Source organism: Paludibaculum fermentans, from assembly GCF_051172195.1.
In the GTDB taxonomy this organism is placed as follows: domain Bacteria; phylum Acidobacteriota; class Terriglobia; order Bryobacterales; family Bryobacteraceae; genus Paludibaculum; species Paludibaculum fermentans_A.
On sequence record NZ_JBPJAQ010000001.1, the window covers coordinates 5,112,664 to 5,134,698 of the forward strand.

Here is a 22,035-nt window from a genome sequence, read left to right on the forward strand (position 1 = left end):
CCCTCGTTACGCCGCCGCCTGATCCGCCTGCATCATCCCGAACATGTTCCCTTCGGGATCCTTGCAGTACACCAGCCAGCCCACCCCCGGAATCGCCATCTTCGGCACAGCCATCTCCGCGCCGTTCGCCAGCGCCGTCGCGACGGAAGCATCGATATCCTTCACATCCACCGTGTTCACGACACCCTGGCCCGGGTGCGCCCGCTGGATCATTCCCCCGTCGATGCCCCGTTCTTCCGCCGGGCCTGTCGTAATCAGCCAGTACGGCATAGGCCCCGGCCACAGGCTGAATTTCCAGCCAAAAAGCGTCTCGTAGAATGCGATCGCCCGCTCTGTATTGTCGGCGGGGATCTCGAAATGCACCGGTCTCGCCATCGCTAAACCTCCTCTGCCCTATGCCTTCTGTGCCGGAAGGTCGCCCCAGCGCTGCGTCAGGAAGCCGATGATGCCGCCCACTACGAAGCCCGGCAGCATGATCTCCAGGTAGTAATGGTTGCCTTTCTCATCGCCGCCCAGCGCCACCAGGAACGCAAACAGCAGCCCCAGCGCGCAGCCCAGGGCGATGCCCATCGGAACCGATCGCACCTTGCGCGCGAACCATCCGGCCAACAGGCCCACCACCATCCCCTTGACCGACGACCCGATCAGGATCCCCGTCATCTGATCCCTTACCGCGGGCGTGAACCAGGCCGTAGCCCCGTCCACCGCCCCCAGCACCACACCGACCACCAATCCCAGTACGGGCTTGTTCATTTCGCTTCTCCTTCCGGCAAATGTCCTATACCGCGTTCGCGGAAGTTCCTTTATGAGGTCCTCAGAAAAAACAGGAAAATCCTCACGGCCAGGTACGCGGCAAGCAGCAGCAACAGAGTCCGGTTCCGTGAAGCGAAGCGCACCATCCGCTCCACCGTCGATTCCGCATGCGCCTCCACTGCCGCCCCATCCAGATACCGGCTGATCTCGCGGTTCAGGGCGGCGCAGTCCGCATACCGGTCGCCCGCCGCCGCGCTCATCGCCTTCTCCGCTACGGCCGCCAGCGCACGCGGTGCATGCTCCGGCAGCGAACACCGCAGCAGCGCCCCCAGTGAGTAGATGTCCACCTTGTGGCCCGCTTCGTCGCCCAACCCCGCCAGCATCTCAGGAGCCATGAACCGCGGAGTCCCGGCCACCACCCCCGCCTGTTCCTCTGACTCGCTGCGCCGCGCCACACCCCAGTCCAGAATCACCACCTCGCCGAAATTGCCCACCATGATGTTGCCTGGCTTCAGGTCCCGGTGCACTACGCCCCGGCTATGCGCAAACGCCACCGTCTCGCAGATCTTCTGGAAGATCCTCAGCCGCTCCGACAGCGGCACGGCCGGCGTCAGGTACGCGTCCAGCGAGCAACCCTCCACCAGGCGCATCACATAGAACGGCCGTCCGTCCGCCAGTTCGCCCGTCTCGTAGATGGGCACGATCCCCGGATGCTCCAGCGACGCGATCACCCGCGCCTCTTCCATCACCGGAGCGCCCGTATACAGCACCTTCAACGCCACCAGCCGCTGCAGCCGCGTATCGTGCGCCGCATACACAATCCCCATGCCCCCGCGGCCCAGTTCCGATTCCAGCTCGTACGGCGTGCCCGCCAGATCCGGCTCGCCCGTCACCCGCACCAGATGCTGCATCACCGAATCGGGTAGCGGATTCATGGCGACAGCAGCTTCCGAGCCTCGCTCCGGAACTCGCTCTCGCCCGACGTGATGCCCGCCAGCCGGTCCAGCATCAGCCGCCGCAACTCCCGCCGTGCCCAGGCCAGGTGATTCGTCACCGTAGTCACCGCAACCTGGTGCCGCAGCCCCAGTTCCTGGTAACTCGGCCGCGCCTCCGCTGCCAGGTCATACGCCTCGAAGATCTTGAAGTGCACCTCGCGCCGGTTCGCCTTCGCCAACCTCCGCAAGTCTTCCACGGCCAGGGCAAACATCTGCCTCTGCCACTCGCGATAAAAGATCTCCTCGGGCGAGCCCTCAGGCGCCGCCAGCGGCAGCTCCCGCTCAGCCGAGGGGAAATCCAGCGAAAGCATAGTGACCCCGCCGCCCCGCTTCATCCGCCCTTCCGATTCGTGACGCCGCTGCACCTGCGAGTCCAACGACACTCGTAAAAAGGTTCGGAACGCCGCACGCTCCACATCAAATCGCGCCACCAGGCCGTGCTCCAGGAAGTCCACGAAGAACGTCTGCGTCAGGTCCTCGGCGTCTTCCGGTGATTTGCGCCACCGCAGCCGGATGTACTTGTACGCCGGCTTCCAATACGCCTCCACAAAGCGGTCCAGGGCCTGCTGCCGCAACGGTGCGTGCTCGCTCTGCATATCCACCAGCAGTGAATAATGCGTGGAAGGAAAGGGACCGCCGGGCATCGCTGGCAGAACAGCATACCATGTTGCTCCTTCGGGTCGAAGCGGTCCATCTTCTGCCTTTCCTGCGTCTGCCTTCACGGCCCGGGAGAGTTGGGTTATTCTAGGAACCCTGGGATTACTGCCGTCTGGGTGGCAGCGTTGACAACATGCGCACCTCGTGTCCTCGGCCCCTGGCGCAGCTTGCCGCATGGCTTCCATTGGAGGGAAACTCACATGAAACGGACGATCATTCTGCTCTGCGTAGCCGCAGCCGTGGTCTTGACGGCGATGCCATTTGTGAAGACAAAACTGGCTGAGATCCGCGTCAATGTGCCAGACCTGCAGCGGCCGCCCGAAACGATCGCGGTTAGCCAGAACTGGAGCGATCAGCAGCGCCTCCAGTTCCATCACACCGCTCAGGGTACGCGCCTTCTGCCCTACAAATGGTTCATGGCCCTGGAGCAGCCCTGCCTCTCCCCCTTCGGCTGCGGCCTGTTTCACGAAACCCCCTACCTCGCCCGCTTCGGCTTTGTCCCCAGCAAGAAGGATCCCTCCATCAATCCCGACGGCCTCCCCGTGGGCTTTGCCGTCGACAAAGACTTTGTCGACCCCGCCACGAAGAAGCCCGCCACCGTCGTGGGCCTCACCTGCGCCGCCTGCCACACCGGCGAGATCTTCTACGGCAAGTACGCCGTACTCATCGAAGGCGCGCCCGCCATGATCGAGGTCACCGAGTTCCAGAAGGCCCTCGGCCTGGCACTCGGTTTCACCTTGAAGTTCCCCATGAGCATCGGCCGCTACAGCCGCTTTGAAGAGCGCGTCCTCGGGCCCAACCCGACCGCCGAGCAGAAGCAGGAACTGCGCTCCGGCATGGAGACCTACCTCAAAAATGGCCTGGCCGAAAAGAAGGCTGCCGACGCCGTACACGCATACGACAACAAGGCCGGCTTCGGCCGCACCGACGCGCTCACCCGAATCGGTAACCAGGTCTTCGCCGTCGACACGGGCATCGAGAAGAACTTCGCAGTATCCAATGCCCCCGTGCGCTTCCCACAGATCTGGGACGCCTCCTGGTTCAACTGGGTCCAGTACAACTCCTCCATCGCCGACCCCCTCGTCCGCAACGTCGGCGAGGCCCTCGGGGTCCGCGCCGCCGTGAAGCTCAGCGGGCCCGATGCCGCCAAATTCGAGAACTCCATCAACGTCCGCGGCCTGTACGACATGGAGGAACTCCTGGCCGGGCCCGCCCCATTCCAGGGCCTCACTTCGCCCAAATGGCCCTCCGTCTTCCCGGCGCTCGACCAGGCGAAAGTCGTGCGCGGCGGGGCGCTCTATGCCACTCACTGCCAGGGCTGCCACCTCCCGCCGCTGCCCGAACTCCTGGCCGACCTCCAGGGCTATGGCAAGCCCGGCGGACCCCAACCCACCTACTGGTGGAAGAACGGCCTCGGCAACTGGTTCCTCCAGGTGACCGACCTCCGCATCGAGGACATCGGCACCGATCCCCACCAGGCCGTCGACTTCCGCAACCGCACCGCCGATACCGGCGACCTCAAGCTGGGCGTCAAAACCGCCGCCGAAGGCCTCAACCTCGTCACCCACGGCATCGTCGACGCCTTCTTCGACAAGGACAAGAACTACTTCACTGAGGAGCGCCGCACCCAGTGGGCCGGAGGCCGCGACCGCAAAGACCCCGCTGTCCGCGACGACCTGCTCTACAAAGCCCGGCCCCTGGATGGCATCTGGGCCGTCGCCCCCTACCTCCACAACGGCTCCGTGCCCAGCCTCTATCTGCTGCTCTCCCCTCAGTCCGATCGCCCCAAGACCTTCTGGACCGGCACCAAGCAATACGACCCCGTGAATGTCGGCTACGACACCGCGAAGTTCCCCGGAGCCAGCTTCTACGACACCGCCAAGCCCGGCAACGCCAACACCGGCCACGAGTTCAAGGAGGGACCCCGCCGCAATGGCGTCATCGGTCCGCTGCTCTCGCACGACGACCGCATGGCGATCATCGAGTACCTGAAGTCGCTGTAAACCGGGGGCGCTTCGCCCCTTATCGAACGTCAGTTGCAACTAATCCGGAAGACTTGATCCCCCTGGGCCCGGGTTTGCGCGACTTAATCAGGAGATCGAATCATGGCATCTGGGACCGTACAACAGGTCAATGCGGACGCGGCCGCCCTGGAACAACAGGCGGCGGCGCAGCAGGTATTGGGGATCATCACCGGCTTCTGGCTTTCCAGGGCCGTACAAGTCGCGGCGACGCTGGAGATTCCCGATCTCCTGGCCGATGGCCCTCGCGACGTCCAGGACCTGGCCGCCGCCACTTCCACCCACGCGCCCTCACTTTACCGGTTGCTGCGCGCCCTGGCCTCCGGCGGCGTCCTGCGCGAACTGCCCGGCCAATGCTTCGAGGCCACCGCGCTCTCCAACCTGCTCCGAAAGGACGTCCCCGGCTCCATGCGCTCCACCGCCATCACGGAGCTCGGCCTCATGCACTATGCCGCCTGGGGCAACTTCATCGACTCCATTCACACCGGCGAGTACGCGTTCCAGACCACCTTCCAAACCGATCCCTGGACCTATCTCAAAGGGCACCCACAACTCGCCGCCACCTTCAACGACTCGATGACGAACCTCACCCGCGTGGTGCAGCGCGCCATCCTCGAGGTGTATGACTTCACGCCCTACCGCCGCATCGTCGACATCGGCGGCGGCCAGGGCCAGCTACTATCCGCCATGCTCCATGCCAGCCCTGAAGCAAGCGGCGTGCTGTTCGACGCCGGCTCAGTGGTCGAGCAGGCGCGCGAGGTCCTGCAGCACGAGCCCGTCAAGGGCCGCATCGAGTTCCACCCCGGCAACTTCTTCGAGAGCGTCCCGGACGGAGGCGACCTCTACACCATGAAGTGGATCCTCCACGACTGGGCCGACGCCGAGTCACGGCTCATCCTCGAGAACATCCGTAGGGTCATGGCGCCCGGCGCGCGCGTGCTCATTCTCGACATGGTGCTGCCGGAAGCTAACGTGCCCGACTTCGGGCCCATGATGGATCTCAACATGCTCGTCATGACCGGCGGCCGCGAGCGCACGGCTTCGGAGTTCGCTGACCTTCTCGCCTCAGCCGGCCTGCGCCTCGTGCGTGTGTACAAGACCCAATCGCCGCTCGGCATCGTCGAAGCAGAGGCGGCCGCTTAGGGCAGGGAACGGCCAGGTTTGAGCCCTTCCCTGGCCGGACTCCCCGGCAAGGGGGGGCAGCATAAGGCCCGAAGCTCCTGTAGTATGTTCGTGGAGTTCCTCTTATGCAAAGACGCGATCTGCTGAAATCGGCCGCCGCCTCCGCCGGCCTCACCATTTTGAAAAGCGGCACGCTCCGCGGACAAAATGCGCCAAGCAACAAGTTGAATGTCGCCCTCGTCGGTGTGTGGGGTCGCGGCACAGCGCACTATAACGTCCTTCAAAACGAGAACGTGGTGGCGCTTTGCGACGTGAACGAACACCGCACGAAGGAAGCGCTTCAGATCTTCCCGAAGGCGAAGCCGTATTTCGACTGGCGCCCGATGCTCGACCAGAAGGATGTCGAGGCGGTGATCATCTGCACGGCCGATCATCACCACGCGTTCATTGCCAACTGGGCGATGAACCGTGACATGCACGTCTACTGCGAGAAGCCGATGGGCATCACCGTGGACGAGGTCCGCACGCTACGCGCCAATTACAACAAGCGCAAGGCCAAGATCGCTACCCAGCACGGCACCCAGCGCCATGCCTATCCGAACTTCGAGCGCCTGCGTGAGCTGATCCTCGACGGCGCCATCGGCGAGCTCAAGACCGTGCACGGCTGGGATGCCCGCCGCCTGCCGCGCCCCGGCTATCCCGTGGCCGAAGGCATGCCGCCATCCTTCCTGCACTACGAACAGTGGATCGGACCGTCTCCGTATCACCCCTATAGCCCGCAGTACTTCGGCGGCTCGAACGGCCTGAACTGCCTGTTCTGGAACATGTACCGCGACTTCGGCGTGGGCCAGATGGGCGACATGGGCGCGCACACCATGGATCTGCTGTGGAACTCCATCGACGCCGGCGCTCCGTCCGCCATCGAGATCGACCAGGAAGTCAGCGACAAGTACGATCCCAACATCTGCCCGGTGAAGCTGAAGGCGAGCTTCCAGCACCCGGCCAACAGCTGGCGCGGTCCCATCGAGATCGTGTGGTACCAGGGCGGCCTGAAGCCGCAGGCGCCGCGCGGCTACATCGACCTCAGCCGCGTCGGCAATGGCGCCATCTTTGAAGGCACCAAGGGTTCCATCTTTGCCGACTTCACCACCCGCGTCATCCTGCCCAACAATGACGACGGCGACCTCACCTACTACAAGCGCCGCGGCGCCTCGGAGAAGCTGCCGTTGATCCAGGGCACCGGCCAGGTGACGCAAGCCGCGCCACGCCGTCCGTCGGGCCAGCGTCCGCCGGCACGGCCGATGCCCGCCGGCTTCACCGGCATGCCCAGCGCAGAAGTGGGCGCCAACGGCTTCCCGGCCGTCCAGATGATGGAAGGCAACGTGCCCGCCGCGCTCGGCCTGCCCAATACGAATGTCGACGAGATCCTGGCCGCCCAGAAGGAAGGCCGCGAGATCGGCGCGCCCGGCAGCGACGTGTTCCAGCGCGAATGGCTGGATGCCTGCAAGGGTAAGTACAACAACGTCAAGCACGGTACCAGCTCGAAGACGCACTGCGATTTCGACTACTCCGGCTCGATGATGGAGCAGATGCTGCTCGGCCTCGTTGCGCACCGCGCGGGCAAGAAGCTGGAATACGACCAGGCCACCGGCAAGGTCACCAACTCCAGCGAAGCGAACGACTACCTCCGCCGGGATTACCGCCCCGGTTGGAAGCTCAACGGTTAGCCTGCCTCAGTTCCTGCTGCGGTCTCCAGACGGGGGCCGCAGCAGGCGGTATTCCACCTTCCTCACCGCCCCCACCGTGTTGTACGACGCGAACCCGAAGGGCGTCGACAGCTTGATCTCCCCCGGCCGCATGCTGATCGTCCTGCCCGCGATCTCCGGATTGAACACCACCTGATCGTCGATCATGCCCACGATCCGCTCCGGCGTCACCTGCAGGCGGAAGGTGTACCACTGGCCGTTCTCGAAGGTGAAGTAGGACCGGGTCTCGTTGTCGGAGGCGTCCCAGCCGTTGATGCTCGACAGGCCCACGATGTCGCCGCCCCAGCCGCCGGTGACGAAGGTCGCGAACGACTCGCCCACCGGCACGGTCAGGCTGGCGAAGAAGTCACCGCCGCGGACGCGCATGGCCTCGAAGCGGATCTCGTAGTTCATCTTGGGGAACGGCGTGGTCAGGTTCGCTCCGGTGAGCGGCTGACCAAGCCCCAGCACCATCGTGCCGTTCTCCAGCTTGACCGCGCCGTGGCGGGCGAACTGCGTCTCTTTCCAGCCGTCCAGGGACTTGCCGTCGAACAGGGTCTTCCATTCGCCCTGCGTCTGGGCCGCCAGCGGCGCGCAGAGCAGAACCGCGATCAGGGAGTAGTGGGCTCTCATCTCGCCTGGACTATATCACGCTCCCCGCTGTGATACGGTGATGTCGCAGAGACATCCCATGAAGCACCTCAACGTCCCCGTCGACCGCCGCTCGTTCCTCCTTGGCACCGCCGCCGCCCTCAGCATCCAGGCGCAGCCCGCGCCCAGCGGTGTGCAGCGCGTCTATGAGCTGAACCGGAACTGGCGCTTTGGCGGTAAGGCTCCGCAGGGCTTCGCCGCCCCGGCGTTCGACGACTCGAAGTGGGCCAAGGTGACGCTGCCACACTCGAACGTGGTGCTGCCATGGCACAGCTTCGAAGAGAAGGACTTCCAGTTCGTGTCGGCCTACCGCCGGCGTTTCCAGGCGCTGCCGCAGTGGAAGGGGCACCGTGTCTTTGCCGACTTCGCGGGCGTCATGACCGCCTCAACTGTCAGCATCAACGGGCACACGTTCCCCGAGTACAAGGGCGGCTACACCCCGTTCTCGGTCGAGCTCACCGCGCACCTCAAGCTGGGCGCGGAGAACGTCCTGGCGGTCCAGGTGGACTCCACCGAACGGCCGGATATCCCGCCCTTTGGCGGCAACATCGACTACCTGACCTTCGGCGGCATCTACCGCGACGTTCAACTGCGGGTGGTCCCACAGACGTTCATCGAGAACGTCTTCGCCAGCCCTGTGAACCCCTTGGAGAGCAGCCGGTCGCTGCGGGTCCGCTGCTATCTGAACGGCCCGATTGCCGGTCCGGCGAAGCTGACCGTCGAGCTGCGCGACGGCTCCACGGTGCTGAAGACCGCCACCTCCACGGTGACGTCGGCCGCGGACCACCACGACATCAACCTGGAGTCGTTGGGCTCCATCACACTTTGGGACCTGAAGACCCCTAAGCTCTACACCGTTGCCGTCCGCCTGGAAACGAGCGATGGCGCGAAGGACGAGTACCGCGTGCGGACGGCCTTCCGGGAGGCGAAGTTCACGCCGGCCGGCTTCCGGCTGAACGGCGCGCCGGTGAAGCTGCGCGGCGTCAACCGCCACCAGACCTTCCCTTATGTGGGTGGCGCGATGCCGGCCCGCGTGCAGCGGCGCGACGCCTGGATCATCAAGCGCGAGCTGCACTGCAACATCGTGCGGACCTCGCACTACCCGCAGTCGGTCGAGTTCCTGGACGCCTGCGACGAGCTGGGCCTGCTGGTGCTCGAGGAGATCCCAGGCTGGCAGCACATCGGCGACAAGGCGTGGCAGGACGTGGCCGTTCGCAACGAAGGGGAGATGATCCGGCGCGACTGGAACCATCCCTCCATCATCCTGTGGGGGGTCCGCATCAACGAGTCAGGCGACGACCATGAGTTCTACACCCGGACCAACGCGCTGGCGCACCAGTTGGACGACCTGCGCCAGACGGGCGGCATCCGCTACAAGTACGACTCGGAGCGGCTCGAAGACGTCTTCACGATGAACGACTTCGGCTTCCCGCTGCGGATGCCGAACCATCCGCTGTACCTGAACACCGAGTTCAGCGGGCACATGTTCTCGACCAAGAGGTTCGACAACGTGACGCGCGTGGCGGAGCATGTGAACCGGCATGCCCGCGTGCACAACCAGCTTGCCTCTGACGACCGCTATGCGGGCGGCATCTCGTGGTGCGCCTTCGACTACAACACGCACTCCAACTTCGGGTCGGGCGACCACATCTGCTACCACGGGGTGAGCGACATCTTCCGCATCGCCAAGCCGGCGGCCTACTTCTACAAGTCGCAGGTCGACCCGGAGGAAGAGACGGTGCTGGAGGCGGGCTTCTTCTGGTCTTCCGGCGACAAGTCGGAGGCGGGCGGCGTGGGCACTGTTCCGATCCTCTCCAACTGCGACCACCTGAAGGTCTACTTCGCGGGGGCTCTCAAGATGGAGCTCGATCCGGACCGGAAGACCTATGGTCATTTGAAGTACCCGCCGTTCCTGCTGAACATGAGCGACATGCCGCTGGACCCGTGGGGCGACCTCAAGATCGAGGGCTATCTGAAGGGCAAGCTGGCCAAGACCCTCACTCTGTCGGGTTCCGGCAAGGATACCGATCTCAAGCTGCTGCCCGACGACAAGACGATTGTGGGCGACGGGCGGGACGCGACGCGGGTGGTCCTGCTGATCACGGATGAGTATGGCAACATCCGTCCGTTTGCCACGGGGGCGGTGGCGCTGACGATCACCGGCCCGGGTGAGCTGGTGGGCGAGAATCCGTTCGCCATTACGGGCGGGACGGGGGCGGTTTGGATCCGGGCCAAGGAGGCGGGCGGGGAAGTCCGGCTGACGGCCAAGCACCCCTACCTGGGGACGCGGACCGCCGTGGTCAATGTAAGCCAGGCTACACTTGAGCTGATCTAGGGCGAAGAGGCAGGCAAGGGCTAGATGCAGTGATGGCGGCTGAGCCGACCCCTGCGAAAGCAAGCCGGATCAAACAGCGCTGACAGCAGATGTCGACAGAGACTCACGCATGCCGAGGAGGCTGGAGCCTGGAAGTACTTTCCTCCTCCATAGTCTGACCCAGCCGCGACCACTACACTGCGGGACATTACATGATTTTTTAATAGTTTGCAAGGCTTCTTTTGAGTCTTGCTTCAAATATGACCCGGGGGCGAAGGAGACGGGGTGGCGGAGGTTGGTTGAGAAGGCCGCCACCCCGGATTTTCGACCGCTGAGTAAGGCCAGCTACTCTGACTTGAGCAGTTCCTCCCAGGTGACTTCGCGCTTCTTCTCGAAGGCCATGCGACCGAGGAGTGAGGTGAGGGTGCTGTCGGCCGCGTCCTGGGCGAGGTTGTGCGGCTTCTTGTCGACGATGCTCTTGTAGAAATACTCGATGGCATCGATGGTGATTTCGCGTTTGGAATCGCCGCGTTCGATGAGGCTGCGGTCGCGCAGGTCGTCGGCGTTCTTGAGCGGCGAGGTAGCGATGGGGCCGTGCCACTTGTAGTAAGTGCGGGCGAGTTCGAGCATACCCTGGGAGCCGTACATCTGCTCTTTCACATCGCGGTAACCGGCGGTGTGTTTGACCGAGATGAGCCAGCCTTCGATGCCCTTGGGGTAGTAGTAGGTGATGTTGTGATGGTCGGAGGTCCAGTCGCCGTAGGGGACGGGGTAGCGCAGGCCGCCTGTGCCGATGGCCCTGGTGGGATGGGCCTCGGCCCACCAGTTGAGGACATCGACGCCATGGCAATCCTGTTCGACGATGGGGCCGCCGGAGGTTTCACGCCAACTACCCCAGCGGCGGATCTTCTCTTCGTCCGGAGGCAGGGGCGTGGTGGGCCCCTGGGTGGGCGGTGTGCCGCCGAGGACCCAGTAGCTCATCATCATCTTCATGTCGCCGATTTTGCCGGCTTTGTAGATGTCCCAGGCTTTGAGGTATTCGGGGCTGTGGCGCTGTTGGAAGCCGAACTGAATCGTTTTGGACGGGTCGGCTTTCTTTGCGGCGGCGAGCAGGCGTTTGACGCCGGCGACGCTGGCTCCGGCGGGTTTCTCGCAGTAGATGTGCTTGCCGGCTTTGACGGCGGCTTCGAAGTGTACGGGGTGCAGGAAGACGGGTGTGGCGATGAGCACCGCGTCGATGTCCTTGCGCGCCAGCAGTTCGTTGAGGTCCTTGTACGCGGGGACCTTATCGGCGCCGGGAATCTGCGTCTTGCCCCGGTCGATGCGATCCGGGTAAATGTCGCAGATGGCTCCCAACTGCGCATTCGCGTCATTGGTCATGTGGGTGCCGACATAGGTGCCGCGGCCGCCCGTACCAATAATCCCGAAAACCACTTTCGAATTGGCCTGGTAGCCGAAAGCGGTTTCGGGCTTCACCAGCATCAGGCCGCCGGCCGCTCCGGCCACGGCGCCTCGCCGGGTTACGTCTTTCATCTCTATGCTCCTGTTTCTTTCCAACTACCGGACCGGGCGCTTTCGAGCACCGCGTCGCATACCTTCTGGGTCTGGAGCGCGGTGCGAAACGTCGGTTCGGTGGGTTTCCCTGATTCGATGCCCAGGACGAAATCGGCCAGGGCGTTGAGGAAGGTGTGTTCGTAGCCGATGCACGTGCCGGGCACCCAGTAGCGGTTCATATAGGGGTGCTCGGAGTTGGTGACGTGGATCTTGCGCCATCCAGTGAGATGGCTTTCGAGCTTTTTGCCGGACTGCTTCTGGAGGTATTCGAAGTACTGCAGGTATTCCGGTTCTTCGAGGTCGAAGTAGATGCTGCCATCGGCTCCGTTGAGTTCGAAGGTATTGAAGTTTTTGCGGCCGCGGGCGTAGCGGGTGGATTCGAAGGTGCCCATGGAGCCATTGGCGAACTCGGCGAGGAACATGCAGGCGTCGTCGATGCCGACGGGCTGGACCTTGCCGGTGACGGCGTGGACGCGTTCCTTGACGAAGGTTTCGGTCTTGGCGACGACGCGGGTGATGGGGCCGTTGAGCCACATGGCGGTGTCGATGGAGTGGGCGAGCAGGTCGCCCGTGACGCCGCTGCCGGCGACTTCGGAGTCGAGGCGCCAGAGGCCGGCGCCGCCCTGGGGGACGTCGGTGGCGATGGTCCAATCCTGGAGGTAAGTGGCGCGGTAGTGGAAGGCGCGGCCGATGCGGCCTTCGTCGACGACCTGTTTGGCGAGGGCGATGGCGGGCACACGGCGGTAGTTGAACCAGACCATGTTGGGGACGCCGGCGTCTTCGACGGCTTTGGTCATCTCTTCCGCCTGGGCGACGCTGAGGGCGAGGGGCTTTTCGCAGCAGACCATTTTGCCGTTTTTGGCGGCGGCGAGGGCCATCTCGTAGTGGGTGTCGTTGGGGGTGCCGATGTCGATGAGGTCGATATCGGGCGCCTCGACGACCTTACGCCAGTCGGTCTCGACGCGTTCGTAGCCCCAATTATCGGCGAAAGCCTGAGCCTTTTCGGCGTTGCGGGCGCAGACGGCCTTGAGGACGGGCTTGTGGTGCACGGGGAAGAAGTCAGTGAGCCGCTTGTAGGCGTTGGAGTGGGTGCGGCCCATGAAGCCGTAGCCCATCATGCCGATGCGGAGTTCCTTCATCTCTCTCATCCTCCGTACCTCGCGTTGAGTTTGTCGACGGCCTTCTTGCAGGACTCAGTGGCCTTCCAGGCGTCGGGCCAGAAGCAGAGGTCGATGGTCCACCAGTCGTGGGTGGCAGCGGAAGCTTTGAGGAGGGCGGGGAGGACTTCGTCGAAGTCGATGGCGCCCTGGCCGAAGGGCGGGTGGGCGGAGGTTTCGTCGTTGCCTTCGGCGTCCTTGTGGCAGGTGTTGTCGCTATCGATGAGGTGGATGTGATTGATGCGGCCGGTGAGGAAGCGGAGGAACTCGACCTGGTTGGGGAAGACCTCTTTCGTGCCTTCCTGGCGGGTGCCGTTCACGCCGACCATCTGGCCGTGGCAGGTGTCGTACATGAGGCCGAAGTTGGCCTTATTGACGCCGTCGTGGACGCGGGCGATGTCGCTGGGCTTATTGAAGGCGAAGCCGGGTTCGAACTCCCAGGTGACGTAGAGGCCGTAGTCGGCGGCGATTTCGGCGCAGGTCTTCCAGGTGCTGACGACGCGCTTGAGGGCGACGTCATAGTCGACGTCGCGAAGGATGGTGGGGGGCTGGACGGAGTCGACGCGGACGCCGCCGATGCCGAGGTCGTGGGCGAATTCGGCGTTGCGCTTGAACTCCGAGATGTATTTGGTCTGGTCGTCGGTATTGATGAGTTTTTCGCCCCAGAGGTTGGCGGCGATGCCGCTGAGGGCGAGGCCTTTGGCGGCGAGTTCGGCCTTGAGGTCGGAGCGCTGGGCCTTTTCGGGCATGGCTCCGGGCCATTCCGAGTCAGGTCCATTGGGGTTGCCCGGGTTCGGGTGTGGAGGGAAGGCCCCCAGCTCCACGCCATCGAAACCGAGGGCCTTCAGCTGGTCGCAGACCTCGCCGAACGGCACGGGATGGCTCGCGTAAGGGCCGATGGTGTAGGCCCATGATCCGATTGAAATTCTCTTAGACATTGATATCTCCTACGTGTACACCAGCCGGGCGGCTTCCGGATTTCCGGGCCGTGATTGTTTTTGAAAGAAGTCTGTGGGTTGCCGGGCCTGTGGGCCTGGGGCGGAAGGGCGAGAGATGGCTCGGTTGGGGGTGAGATTTGGGGATGGGGGCGCAGGGCGCGCTGGCGGGCGCCTTTTCGAAAATCCCATGGGGGCCGGAGGTTGGATGCGGGTCCGGCTCACTCTTCGACATGGAGCGTCTCCTCGGATTGCCAATATATCCCAAAGCAGGGGTGGAACGGTGAGGGCTTCGCGAGGTGTTGCAGAATCGATCAATCTCAATCATAGTCGTGCAGCGGGTGGGTATGGAGTGTCGGGGTGTTGGTGTGTGGGCAGGGTTGGGGGAGGCTGCGCGGACCTGGGGGTCCGCCGTCCCTCGGATGGGGGTGGCGTTGATTGGTGCTTGGTGGGTATAGGGCTGGGTGGGTTCTAGGGTTCGGGTGCTGGCTGGGCTTGGGGTTTCGCAGGTCGGGGGCGCTTCTAGGTTTCGCTGGTGGTGCGTTGGGTTTGTTGCCTCGGGTAGAGAGGAATTTGAGGTTGGAGCGGGGCGGGCGGCCTGGCGGGCGGAGGATGGGGGCTTTGGGTTTGTTGGCTCGGGGGTGGTGGATTGGGGGGCGGTGGCGCGGCGCTGAGGCTCGGGGAGTGGGGTGGGGGTGACCTGCGGCTTTGGGTTTGATGCCTCGGGGCTGGTGGATTTCGGGTTTGGGTTCGGCGTCTTGGGTGATTGGGGCAGGTTGGTTGGGGATTCCTGGGGGACTATCCGCTCGCTTACGCTCACGGCTCCGTTTGGGCTCACGGCTTGGTTTGGGCTCACGGCGGCGTTTGGGGTGACGGTGGGCGTTGGGTTTGATGCCTCGGGGGTGGTGGATTGTGCTGGGTTAGACCGGCGCTGACGCTTGGAGACTGGGCGGGCGGTGTCGCGGTGGCCGGGTTCCCGGGCCGGGGCGAGCGGGGTGGATTCCTGCGTGTTCGCGGTAGGAGCGGACATTGTTGTACCTGGTGAGGGCGCCTTCGGGGCCGTGGCCCGCTCCTTTCCAGTCGCGGTTCGCAGCGCGGTGGGGACCACTTCCTGACGGTCGTGGTTCGTTGCGGGGGTGTCCGCTTTGGTGGACGGGCTTGGTTTGCGGGACTTGTTCAGGTAGCGGAGGCTGAGGCCGGGGACGGTGGGGGGGCGGATGGCTTTTACTGGTTGGGGGGCTGGGACGGGTCTTACGGCTCGGAAGCCGCGGCCCCTTAAGAGGAGTTGCAGGCCCGGGTTCATTGAGGTGGTGGTTGGACTGCCGGCGGTTGAGGACTCTCGCTCGGATTCGCGCGGTGGGGCGGCCTGGACTGATACGGCTATGGGCTTGGCGGAGCCGGCCACGGAGGCCAAGAGGGTTACTGCCCTGGCGGGGAGGGCTGCCTGATGAGCTTCGTCTCCTATGAGATAGGGGAAGGCGGCCTTCTGGACCTGCCGGATGCGGACGCAGATCCAGGCGTGGTAGCGGCCCAAGGCTTGCACCGCTTTACCTTGGGTGGAACGGATCCAGAGGGAGGCGTAGGGGACGACTCCGTTGTTCACATGGAGGGCTTCGGCCCAGAGTTTGCCTTCGAGTTGGAAGAGGCGGCGTTCGTGGCCACGGAGCATGAAGCGGTGGACGAGGAGGGCTCGGAAGCGCAGGTCGGCGATGTCCGCTGTTTCCTCCAGCGCCTGGCGATAGAGGAGGTCCGCGATCTCCTCGGGGAGGTGATGGAGTCTCGAATAGAGGTTATGGCGGCAGGCGTTTTGGGCGACACGGAGCTTACCTGCGGGCGTGCGGGGGCCAGTCGATTTTTGGGCGTTGGCGCGATTGGCGGCGAGGCGGCGCTCGGAGATGGGTTGCTTTGTCATGGTGGTGGTACCCGGCGCTTGCCGTCAGCGCGGTTTGCTCCTGAGCCCTGTGCGGGTGGCCCGACTGGGACGCCGGGCGTGGGCGTTGCCTGCGGACGTGACAGGTCCGCCGGCGGGCGTTCCAATCATTCGAGCCTGTTCCAATCCCGTTCGTCTTTTCATAAATCTCCTTGGCCGGGATTGTAGTGGAGGAGGTCCAAGGAAGTGGTTGCCGGGATGGATGTGGCTGCATCCGTAAGCTATGGCACATCAAATAGTTAGGGGTAATTTGAGTTTATTCTGAAAGCGTGTGACCGGGTTTGGGAGGGGGGCGGATTCCGGGGAGAACCGGGGATGGGGGCGGTGGAAGATGGTCTGGGTGCCGCGTTTGGGTGTTGGTTCGGGCGCGGGACAGTGGCACCCGTCCCAACGGGGTTTTCACCTTCCCAATTGCCAGTCTATCGGTATGTTTTGCGTGGTTTGGCGCAGAGCCGGGCGGCGGGACGGGTGGGTGTGGACGATCGGGGGTGGAAGGAAGTTGGTTATGTCGGGTGCCGGTGCGACTGTGCCTTGGGAATGAGCAGATTGGTGGGTCAATGTGCGCAACTGGCGGGCAGATTCTTGCGAATCACAGTGGGACGGGTCAGGCTGAGGACTTTCCTGAGGACTTTCCGGCTCGTACGTTTGCTCCACGCTTCTTTCAGACCCCGCCTCGCGACGACGCCCTTGCGCTTCGCTATGACTTCACCTCCATCAGGTTGTCAAAGGGACTTTCACCCCCAAGCTGTCGAACATGCTCGGCACACATGCCAATCGAGCCACGTTGGCCGTGGCTCGGAAGCTGGTGGCCTACCTGTTGGCAGTGGATCGCAGCGGCCAGGAATTCCAGCCGCGCACCATGGCGGAAAAAGAAACCGGATGCCTGGAGGAGCAGTTTGCAGTGCCAGCGCCATAGCCACGATTGAAGAACGAACAAAGAATCTGCTGTTGATGAGAGCCAGCACCGGCCGTTCCTCCCGAAATTGGGGACTGCGCGAAGGGCCCGCAAGGTCCGGATGCGCCACACAGGCTGTTTGAGGCCGGCCGGTAGTCCAAACTCAAACTTCCGCGAAGGGCCGAGAAGGGCCCGGATGCTGCAAATGGATGTCTGGCCACGCCGGCATTCGGCGATGGTCCAATCTGAAGCTGGGGACGTCAACAGGGGAACGGGCAGCACGAAAGAAGTTCCACCAACGGGAGCGCAGGGAAGAGTGTGTTTTCCCTTGACAACTACTTATCATGGATGTCCCCTCCTTGACCTTGATCGTGCAATTCGGGTCCTTAGCACACTCCGCCGGGACGTCCATTCCGTCAGGGTCAACGTACCGCAGGGGATTGTTCAGGGTATACGCATACCGGTTCCAAGTCTGCGGATTGCTCGCTCGCGCGCTGGCCATCAGCGGGTCCGGAGAAGTAAACCTCCCCTGCGCAGCCGAGAAGTACCGCGCGCCGAAGTAATCGAGGCCCGTTTCGGCGTTCGGCATCTTGCTGCCTAGCTCGCCACCCACAAAAAGAGCGCCCCCGCTACCCAGATGGCATAGAACCCGAGCAGCCCTAGACCAAGGGTCCTTCCCTTGCGTTCGCCAACCCAAGCCAGAAACTTTCCTAAGAGGAACCACTGGACCGTCCCCGCGACAAGAATCAGCGCGGCAAAAACCAGCGTCAGGCAAGCTCCAATGGCGGCTGAGAACCAGGAAGACATGATCGGTGAGACATCCATCGTCAAGCTGCGGACCAAGTCGTACACCAAGATGTCGACGTTCGCAATGAATGTCTGTGCCGAGTAGTAAAGAGGTCCTGACGGCGCAGGTCCTTCGCGCCACCACTTCAAAGTCCAGACTGCTGCAGCCGCGAGCCAAGCCACGAAGTGGCCAAGGACACACAACCTCACGGACCGTCTGAGCGCCGCATCACCAAGACCCGCAAGTCCTCGACGGCAAAGTGCATCCCTATCGCCCATAGCTGCGAATCCTCGGCCGCAGAATGTCTTGGACCCTTTTTACGTCGATTGGATGAAGCGCTGGGATGCCAGAGTGTCCTCGGCCATAAGCGCCGCCTACCAGCGTCCCTTTCTGGTAATCCGCAATGCCCAGTTGATCGAAGTCTGAACCAATCTTGAGATTGTGGGCGATCTTCTCATGGAGTGCACGCCAAGCGATTATGTTCGTCCATTGGCCTGGATCTCCAGTGCGCAGGTCCGCGAGTTCACCTCGCCCCACCATGTCACCAGCAAAGATCGTACCCACAGCGTCTTTGTAGCTCGTCAGTCGGCTATCTATCGTGACCGATTGATAATCCTTGTTGTAGAGGTCCGAACCCGCCTGAGCCCAGGTGCGTGTGTTGTCACTCGCAACCGCTGCATCTCTGACGATCACCTTGCCGATGTCGAGGCTGGTCAAATACTGACGAATCGCGGATAGGATCCGAGTCTTCTCTTCATCGCTGAGGTCGCCTTTGAACGTGACGACCAGTTCGAAGTCCTCTCCGGTCGGGTCAATATACTTGAGTGGATTGTTCCGGGCATAAGTATACCTATTGAGGCCTTGCGGATCGGCGATGAATTCCTGGAACCTCCGCTTCTCATCATCGTTTCCGGCCTGCCAGGAGATCCAGTCCAACGGATCTGGACTCGTAAACCTGCCCTGCGCGCCCGAGAAGTATCGAGCCCCGAAGTAATCGAGGCCGGTCTCGGCATCCCGTTCCTTGCCGGTAAACCTCATCCTCTGCCTGTCCGCGTCGGCAACCACCTTGCTCTGGTACCCCAGCGCCGCTGTCCGATCCCCCAGCCCTGGCTCGATCTCCTGCCCAAACGGGAGGTAGTCGCTCCTTGCCTGCACCACGCCATTTTCGTTCAGGGTCAAACGGGTACTCCCGAGGTGATCCGCCACGAAGTACTGCCGGCCTGCCGCTGTGTCGGTTCCGCCGCCATACTCCTGCACCAGGCGCTCCATGGCGTCATGGACATAGACAGTCTCTACCCCGTTCACCGTCCGTTTCACACGGCGGCCCTCGCCGTCGTACTGCGCCGTCATCGTGCCCGACGCGCTGGTCTGGGCGCTCACCATCCGGTTTTCCGCATCGTAGGTCAGATTCGTGGGGTAGGTGCTCGAGGTGAACGCCTTCACGTTCCCCGCCGCGTCCGTCTCCGACCCTAGCCACTGGTTCTTTACCACCATCGTGCTGGTCACTGGGTCCGTGTAGGTCGCCAGCAGCGCCGTCACCTGGGCCGGATCGTCCGCAGTCACCTGCGGCACGCCGGTCGCCGGCGCCGGTGTGCTCGATCCCAGCATGGCCCGATTCCCGTACCGGTCGTAGACAAACGTCTGCGACCAGGCGGTCCCGCTGGATCCCTTGGCCTCTGACGCGGTCTTCAGCCGGTTCAGGGCATCGTACTGGTAGGACTGTGTCCCCAGCAGGGTCGATCCGAGCTGAATCACCTGGCTCATCACGTTCCCATTGTTGCTCGTTCCGTACCCCAGGCCGAGCAGCAGGTCCGGGCTGCCGGCGGTTCCGCAAGCGGTGTCCGCGGTGGTCCCCACGCGGATCCAAGTGGTCTGCAGCCGATTGTTGTAGCAGAAGTTCTGAACCTTCACCAAACCCAGATTCACCTGGCTCATCGCTCCTGACGGTTCATAACCTACGCTGGTCACGTAGCCCGGCACGTCCACATGGTTGTACTGGCCGGTGACCGCGTTCACGCGTCCCGCGCCGTCGAATCCGTAGCCGACGGTCCGGCCACCCGGATACGTTTCCCTCGTGAGGGCCAGATCGTTGTACTCGTAGCCGAAAGTATACGGAGTGCTGCCAATGGTCACCTCGTGGTTCGTGACCCGACCCAGCGCATCGAACGCTCCGTACTTCACCGTCGCCGCTGTGTTTGCCACCATCGTCAAGCGGCCTCTCAAGTTCTTGTCGCTGCCCGTTGGCGCTGAAGTACACGCTGGCCGGGAGACGTCGCCGTCGTAGCAGTACGTTACTGCGGGCGTTTGGGGCGTCGCGGTCGAGTAGGTTTTTAATAGAACCCGGCTAAGGGGGTCGTATTTCTGGGTCAGGGTAATCCCACCCATCGTTCGCGCCGTCATGTTGCCCGCGGGGTCGTAGCCATACGTGATGGTGCCGCTCGCGGTGATCAGGCCGGTTTCGGGATTCCGGGCAGAAGTCAGCCGTCCCAGGCCGTCATACTCAAATGATCTTGTCTGGCCGCCTTGGTCAACTTTTCTGAGCTGGTCCCTCGCATTGTAGGAGTAGGTCGTCGTCAGGTTGGCACCGGACGAGTTCGTCTGGTCTTGGCACGCCGTGGTGACGACGGGATCTTCCACAACGCTGATCAACCGCCCCATCGAATCATGCGTGTATTTCCGGAACTTGCCCGCCGGGTCCACACTTACCGTCTCGTTGCTGGTGTAGCAAGTCCGCGCCACCGAGCCATCTGGAGAGCTCATGGTCACGGGGCGATTGAGCACATCGTAAGTGGTCGCCGTGTAGTCGGAGGAATTCGAGTCCTTCCCGGGGTTCCATACCTTCCACTGTCGCCCCAAAATGTCATAGCTCCGCAAAGTGGCCACTCCGGCAGCGTTCACTGTCTTGATGGTGCGCCCGAGCCCGTCGTACTCCAGCGACTGTGTCAACCACGATTCATTCGTGTTGAGACGGTTCTTCGTGGTGATCCTGTGATTGATTCTGTCGTACTCAAACTCGGTGCGGCCGATTGGCAGGTCCGCTGACGTCAACCGACCGAGCCCATCAGCGTAGTGGTAGGTTGTCGTTCTCCCGTTCAAGTCGGTAGCGGTTCGAATTCGCGCGGAATTCCAGTGATAGGTCCGGCTCACCTTTTGGTCCAAGGCGTTGGTGATGGTGGTAGGGAAGGCGTAGGTCTTCTTCCCTGCTGGAGGGTCCTCGTAGCTGTCGGTGTAGCTGAAGACCGTCTTTGGCACGACGGCCCCGTTCTCTCCTTCCACGGGTGGCGTCTTGACGGTGATGGGATTCCCGGCGATATCGTATGTGACCTCGGTCACCACTCCGTTTCTGGTCTCCTTCGTGATGTTGCCGCGCGTGGAGTAACCCGTGATCCGTTCGGGATCGAATCCAGCGATATCGTCGTAGCTGGTTAACGGAGCAGCGGAGTACTGGTCATAATCATAACTGACGGTCGATTCTGTCGTAGTGGGGGACGGGAGGTATCGCGTGACCGTCTCCGTCTTCACCAACCCACGCAGGTGGACAGTGGCGGCAGTGTAGGCGGTGCCTGTTTCGAATTGCCGCGTCACACAACGGGTCGCCGATGACCCACCGAAATCCCTTTCGCAGTCGGAGGTCACGTTGTTATGCTCGTCCACCGAATAGATAAAGGTGCGCGCGGATGTGAGAGAACCTAGCACCGTTGAGGTCGCAGTGATGCGCGGATCGTTCTGGCGGTCGGTTTCGTTCGCTGGTGTGACCGACGTGTTTGACGGTCCACGTTGCTGCCATGTGTGCGTGATCGACTTCAGCTTGACACCGGACCCATTCGCGGTGGAAGTGCCATATTCAAAACCCTCACGCCAGCCGGGATAGCCGAGAGGAGGAAATGATCCGGCGCTTACCGGAATTCCATAGAACGAGTGTTCCGTCACACGCTGAACCGATGCTGACGCATTATACTCTTTCTCCGAAACGACGTACCGGTAGCCGGTCTGCTGCTGCAAGGTAGCCGCAAAATACTGGGTCGAACCCAGCAACGTGGTACCGTCCTGCTCATACACCTTCCGAGTTTTCACTCGCCGGTAAACCAGTCCGTCTCCATAGAAGCCGTCGCCACTGCTCGTAGCCCCCTCCCACGTGTATTGGACGATGCCGCCAGTCGGCAAGCACATCTCGCCAAGCTCGGCGTAGCTGTTGTACTTAAAGGAAAAGATACTGCCGTCCGGAAGTTCCAGTTCAGCCGGCAGAATCGGGTTATTATCAAAATCGTTGACATTTGGATAGCTCGAATAAGCTGTCTCCGGAAATAGCTCCTTCACCTTCTTGATCGTCTCTGGTTCACGCAGCCGGTTGGACAACGAATCGTAACGAATGCGGATTGTTCGCTGCGCGGAAGTGGGGCTTGCGCTGGTCGGAAAGCCAGGGTATGTGATGATGTCCTCACCTGGATGATTCTCCGCGTTTCCGTAGTCGATCGACACGGTGCGGTTCAGGGCATCTTGAACTTCGAGAGGCCGATTA

The 22,035-nt window shown here is 62.8% G+C and carries 16 protein-coding genes; 6 read left to right on the forward strand and 10 right to left on the reverse strand.

Translation table 11 applies throughout. The features are described from left to right. Positions 1-6: 6 nt before the first annotated feature. From ACR9Y2_RS20615 to ACR9Y2_RS20630, 4 genes are read right to left on the reverse strand one after another with little or no spacing between them, the layout of a single operon-like run. Entirely contained in the window at positions 7-375 is a 369-nt protein-coding gene (locus tag ACR9Y2_RS20615; RefSeq protein ID WP_435043534.1) for a VOC family protein, read from the reverse strand. Between the two features lie 18 nt (positions 376-393). Then, positions 394-753, reverse strand: a complete 360-nt coding sequence (locus tag ACR9Y2_RS20620; protein ID WP_435043536.1) for a hypothetical protein — start codon at positions 751-753, stop codon at positions 394-396. Between the two features lie 50 nt (positions 754-803). Then, positions 804-1,688, reverse strand: a complete 885-nt coding sequence (locus tag ACR9Y2_RS20625; RefSeq protein WP_435043537.1) for a serine/threonine-protein kinase — start codon at positions 1,686-1,688, stop codon at positions 804-806. Continuing rightward, a complete protein-coding gene (locus ACR9Y2_RS20630; protein WP_435043538.1) occupies positions 1,685-2,344 on the reverse strand; it encodes an RNA polymerase sigma factor in 660 nt (219 codons plus the stop codon). Before ACR9Y2_RS20630 ends, ACR9Y2_RS20625 begins: the two co-directional genes overlap by 4 nt. 261 nt (positions 2,345-2,605) lie before the next feature. On the opposite strand from ACR9Y2_RS20630, the gene ACR9Y2_RS20635 reads away from it, so the two are divergent. The 3 genes from ACR9Y2_RS20635 to ACR9Y2_RS20645 all read left to right on the forward strand — a co-directional run bounded on the left by ACR9Y2_RS20635 (position 2,606) and on the right by ACR9Y2_RS20645 (position 7,275). After that, the gene (locus ACR9Y2_RS20635; protein ID WP_435043539.1) at positions 2,606-4,408 is read left to right on the forward strand and encodes a di-heme-cytochrome C peroxidase; all 1,803 of its coding nucleotides are present in this window, start codon (positions 2,606-2,608) and stop codon (positions 4,406-4,408) included. 102 nt (positions 4,409-4,510) lie between these two features. Then, entirely contained in the window at positions 4,511-5,569 is a 1,059-nt protein-coding gene (locus ACR9Y2_RS20640) for a methyltransferase (RefSeq protein WP_435043541.1), read from the forward strand. Positions 5,570-5,673: 104 nt separating this feature from the next. After that, positions 5,674-7,275, forward strand: a complete 1,602-nt coding sequence (locus ACR9Y2_RS20645; protein WP_435043542.1) for a Gfo/Idh/MocA family protein — start codon at positions 5,674-5,676, stop codon at positions 7,273-7,275. A gap of 6 nt (positions 7,276-7,281) precedes the next feature. On the opposite strand, the gene ACR9Y2_RS20650 is transcribed toward ACR9Y2_RS20645, so the two are convergent. Then, positions 7,282-7,926, reverse strand: coding sequence for a 3-keto-disaccharide hydrolase (locus ACR9Y2_RS20650; protein ID WP_435043543.1), 645 nt, complete (start codon positions 7,924-7,926; stop codon positions 7,282-7,284). Positions 7,927-7,984: 58 nt separating this feature from the next. Between ACR9Y2_RS20650 and ACR9Y2_RS20655 the strand changes: the two genes are divergently transcribed. Beyond that, the gene (locus tag ACR9Y2_RS20655) at positions 7,985-10,279 is read left to right on the forward strand and encodes a glycoside hydrolase family 2 protein (protein WP_435043544.1); all 2,295 of its coding nucleotides are present in this window, start codon (positions 7,985-7,987) and stop codon (positions 10,277-10,279) included. Positions 10,280-10,603: 324 nt separating this feature from the next. Here the strand turns inward: ACR9Y2_RS20655 and ACR9Y2_RS20660 are convergent, their stop codons facing one another. Genes ACR9Y2_RS20660 through ACR9Y2_RS20670 form a run of 3 tightly spaced genes read right to left on the reverse strand, consistent with a single transcriptional unit; the run spans position 10,604 to position 13,907 of the window. After that, positions 10,604-11,791, reverse strand: a complete 1,188-nt coding sequence (locus ACR9Y2_RS20660) for a Gfo/Idh/MocA family protein (RefSeq protein WP_435043545.1) — start codon at positions 11,789-11,791, stop codon at positions 10,604-10,606. A 2-nt stretch (positions 11,792-11,793) separates the two neighbouring features. Then, entirely contained in the window at positions 11,794-12,960 is a 1,167-nt protein-coding gene (locus ACR9Y2_RS20665; protein WP_435043546.1) for a Gfo/Idh/MocA family protein, read from the reverse strand. Further along, complete coding sequence (locus ACR9Y2_RS20670) at positions 12,957-13,907, reverse strand: sugar phosphate isomerase/epimerase family protein (RefSeq protein ID WP_435043547.1); 951 nt, start codon at positions 13,905-13,907, stop codon at positions 12,957-12,959. The genes ACR9Y2_RS20665 and ACR9Y2_RS20670 overlap by 4 nt, the downstream gene beginning before the upstream one ends. A gap of 1,444 nt (positions 13,908-15,351) precedes the next feature. Here ACR9Y2_RS20670 and ACR9Y2_RS20675 point away from each other — a divergent pair. Both ACR9Y2_RS20675 and ACR9Y2_RS20680 read left to right on the forward strand, forming a co-directional pair. Beyond that, positions 15,352-16,002: a hypothetical protein gene (locus ACR9Y2_RS20675; protein ID WP_435043548.1), complete on the forward strand. Its 651-nt coding sequence runs from the start codon at positions 15,352-15,354 to the stop codon at positions 16,000-16,002. Between the two features lie 586 nt (positions 16,003-16,588). After that, positions 16,589-16,750 carry a hypothetical protein gene (locus ACR9Y2_RS20680; RefSeq protein ID WP_435043550.1) on the forward strand — a complete coding sequence of 54 codons (162 nt, stop codon included), beginning with the start codon at positions 16,589-16,591 and terminating at the stop codon, positions 16,748-16,750. Positions 16,751-16,892: 142 nt separating this feature from the next. On the opposite strand, the gene ACR9Y2_RS20685 is transcribed toward ACR9Y2_RS20680, so the two are convergent. Together ACR9Y2_RS20685 and ACR9Y2_RS20690 are read right to left on the reverse strand one after the other, a co-directional pair. Continuing rightward, complete coding sequence (locus ACR9Y2_RS20685) at positions 16,893-17,318, reverse strand: RHS repeat-associated core domain-containing protein (RefSeq protein WP_435043552.1); 426 nt, start codon at positions 17,316-17,318, stop codon at positions 16,893-16,895. Positions 17,319-17,783: 465 nt separating this feature from the next. Further along, the gene (locus ACR9Y2_RS20690) at positions 17,784-21,995 is read right to left on the reverse strand and encodes an RHS repeat domain-containing protein (protein WP_435043553.1); all 4,212 of its coding nucleotides are present in this window, start codon (positions 21,993-21,995) and stop codon (positions 17,784-17,786) included. Positions 21,996-22,035 lie beyond the last annotated feature (40 nt).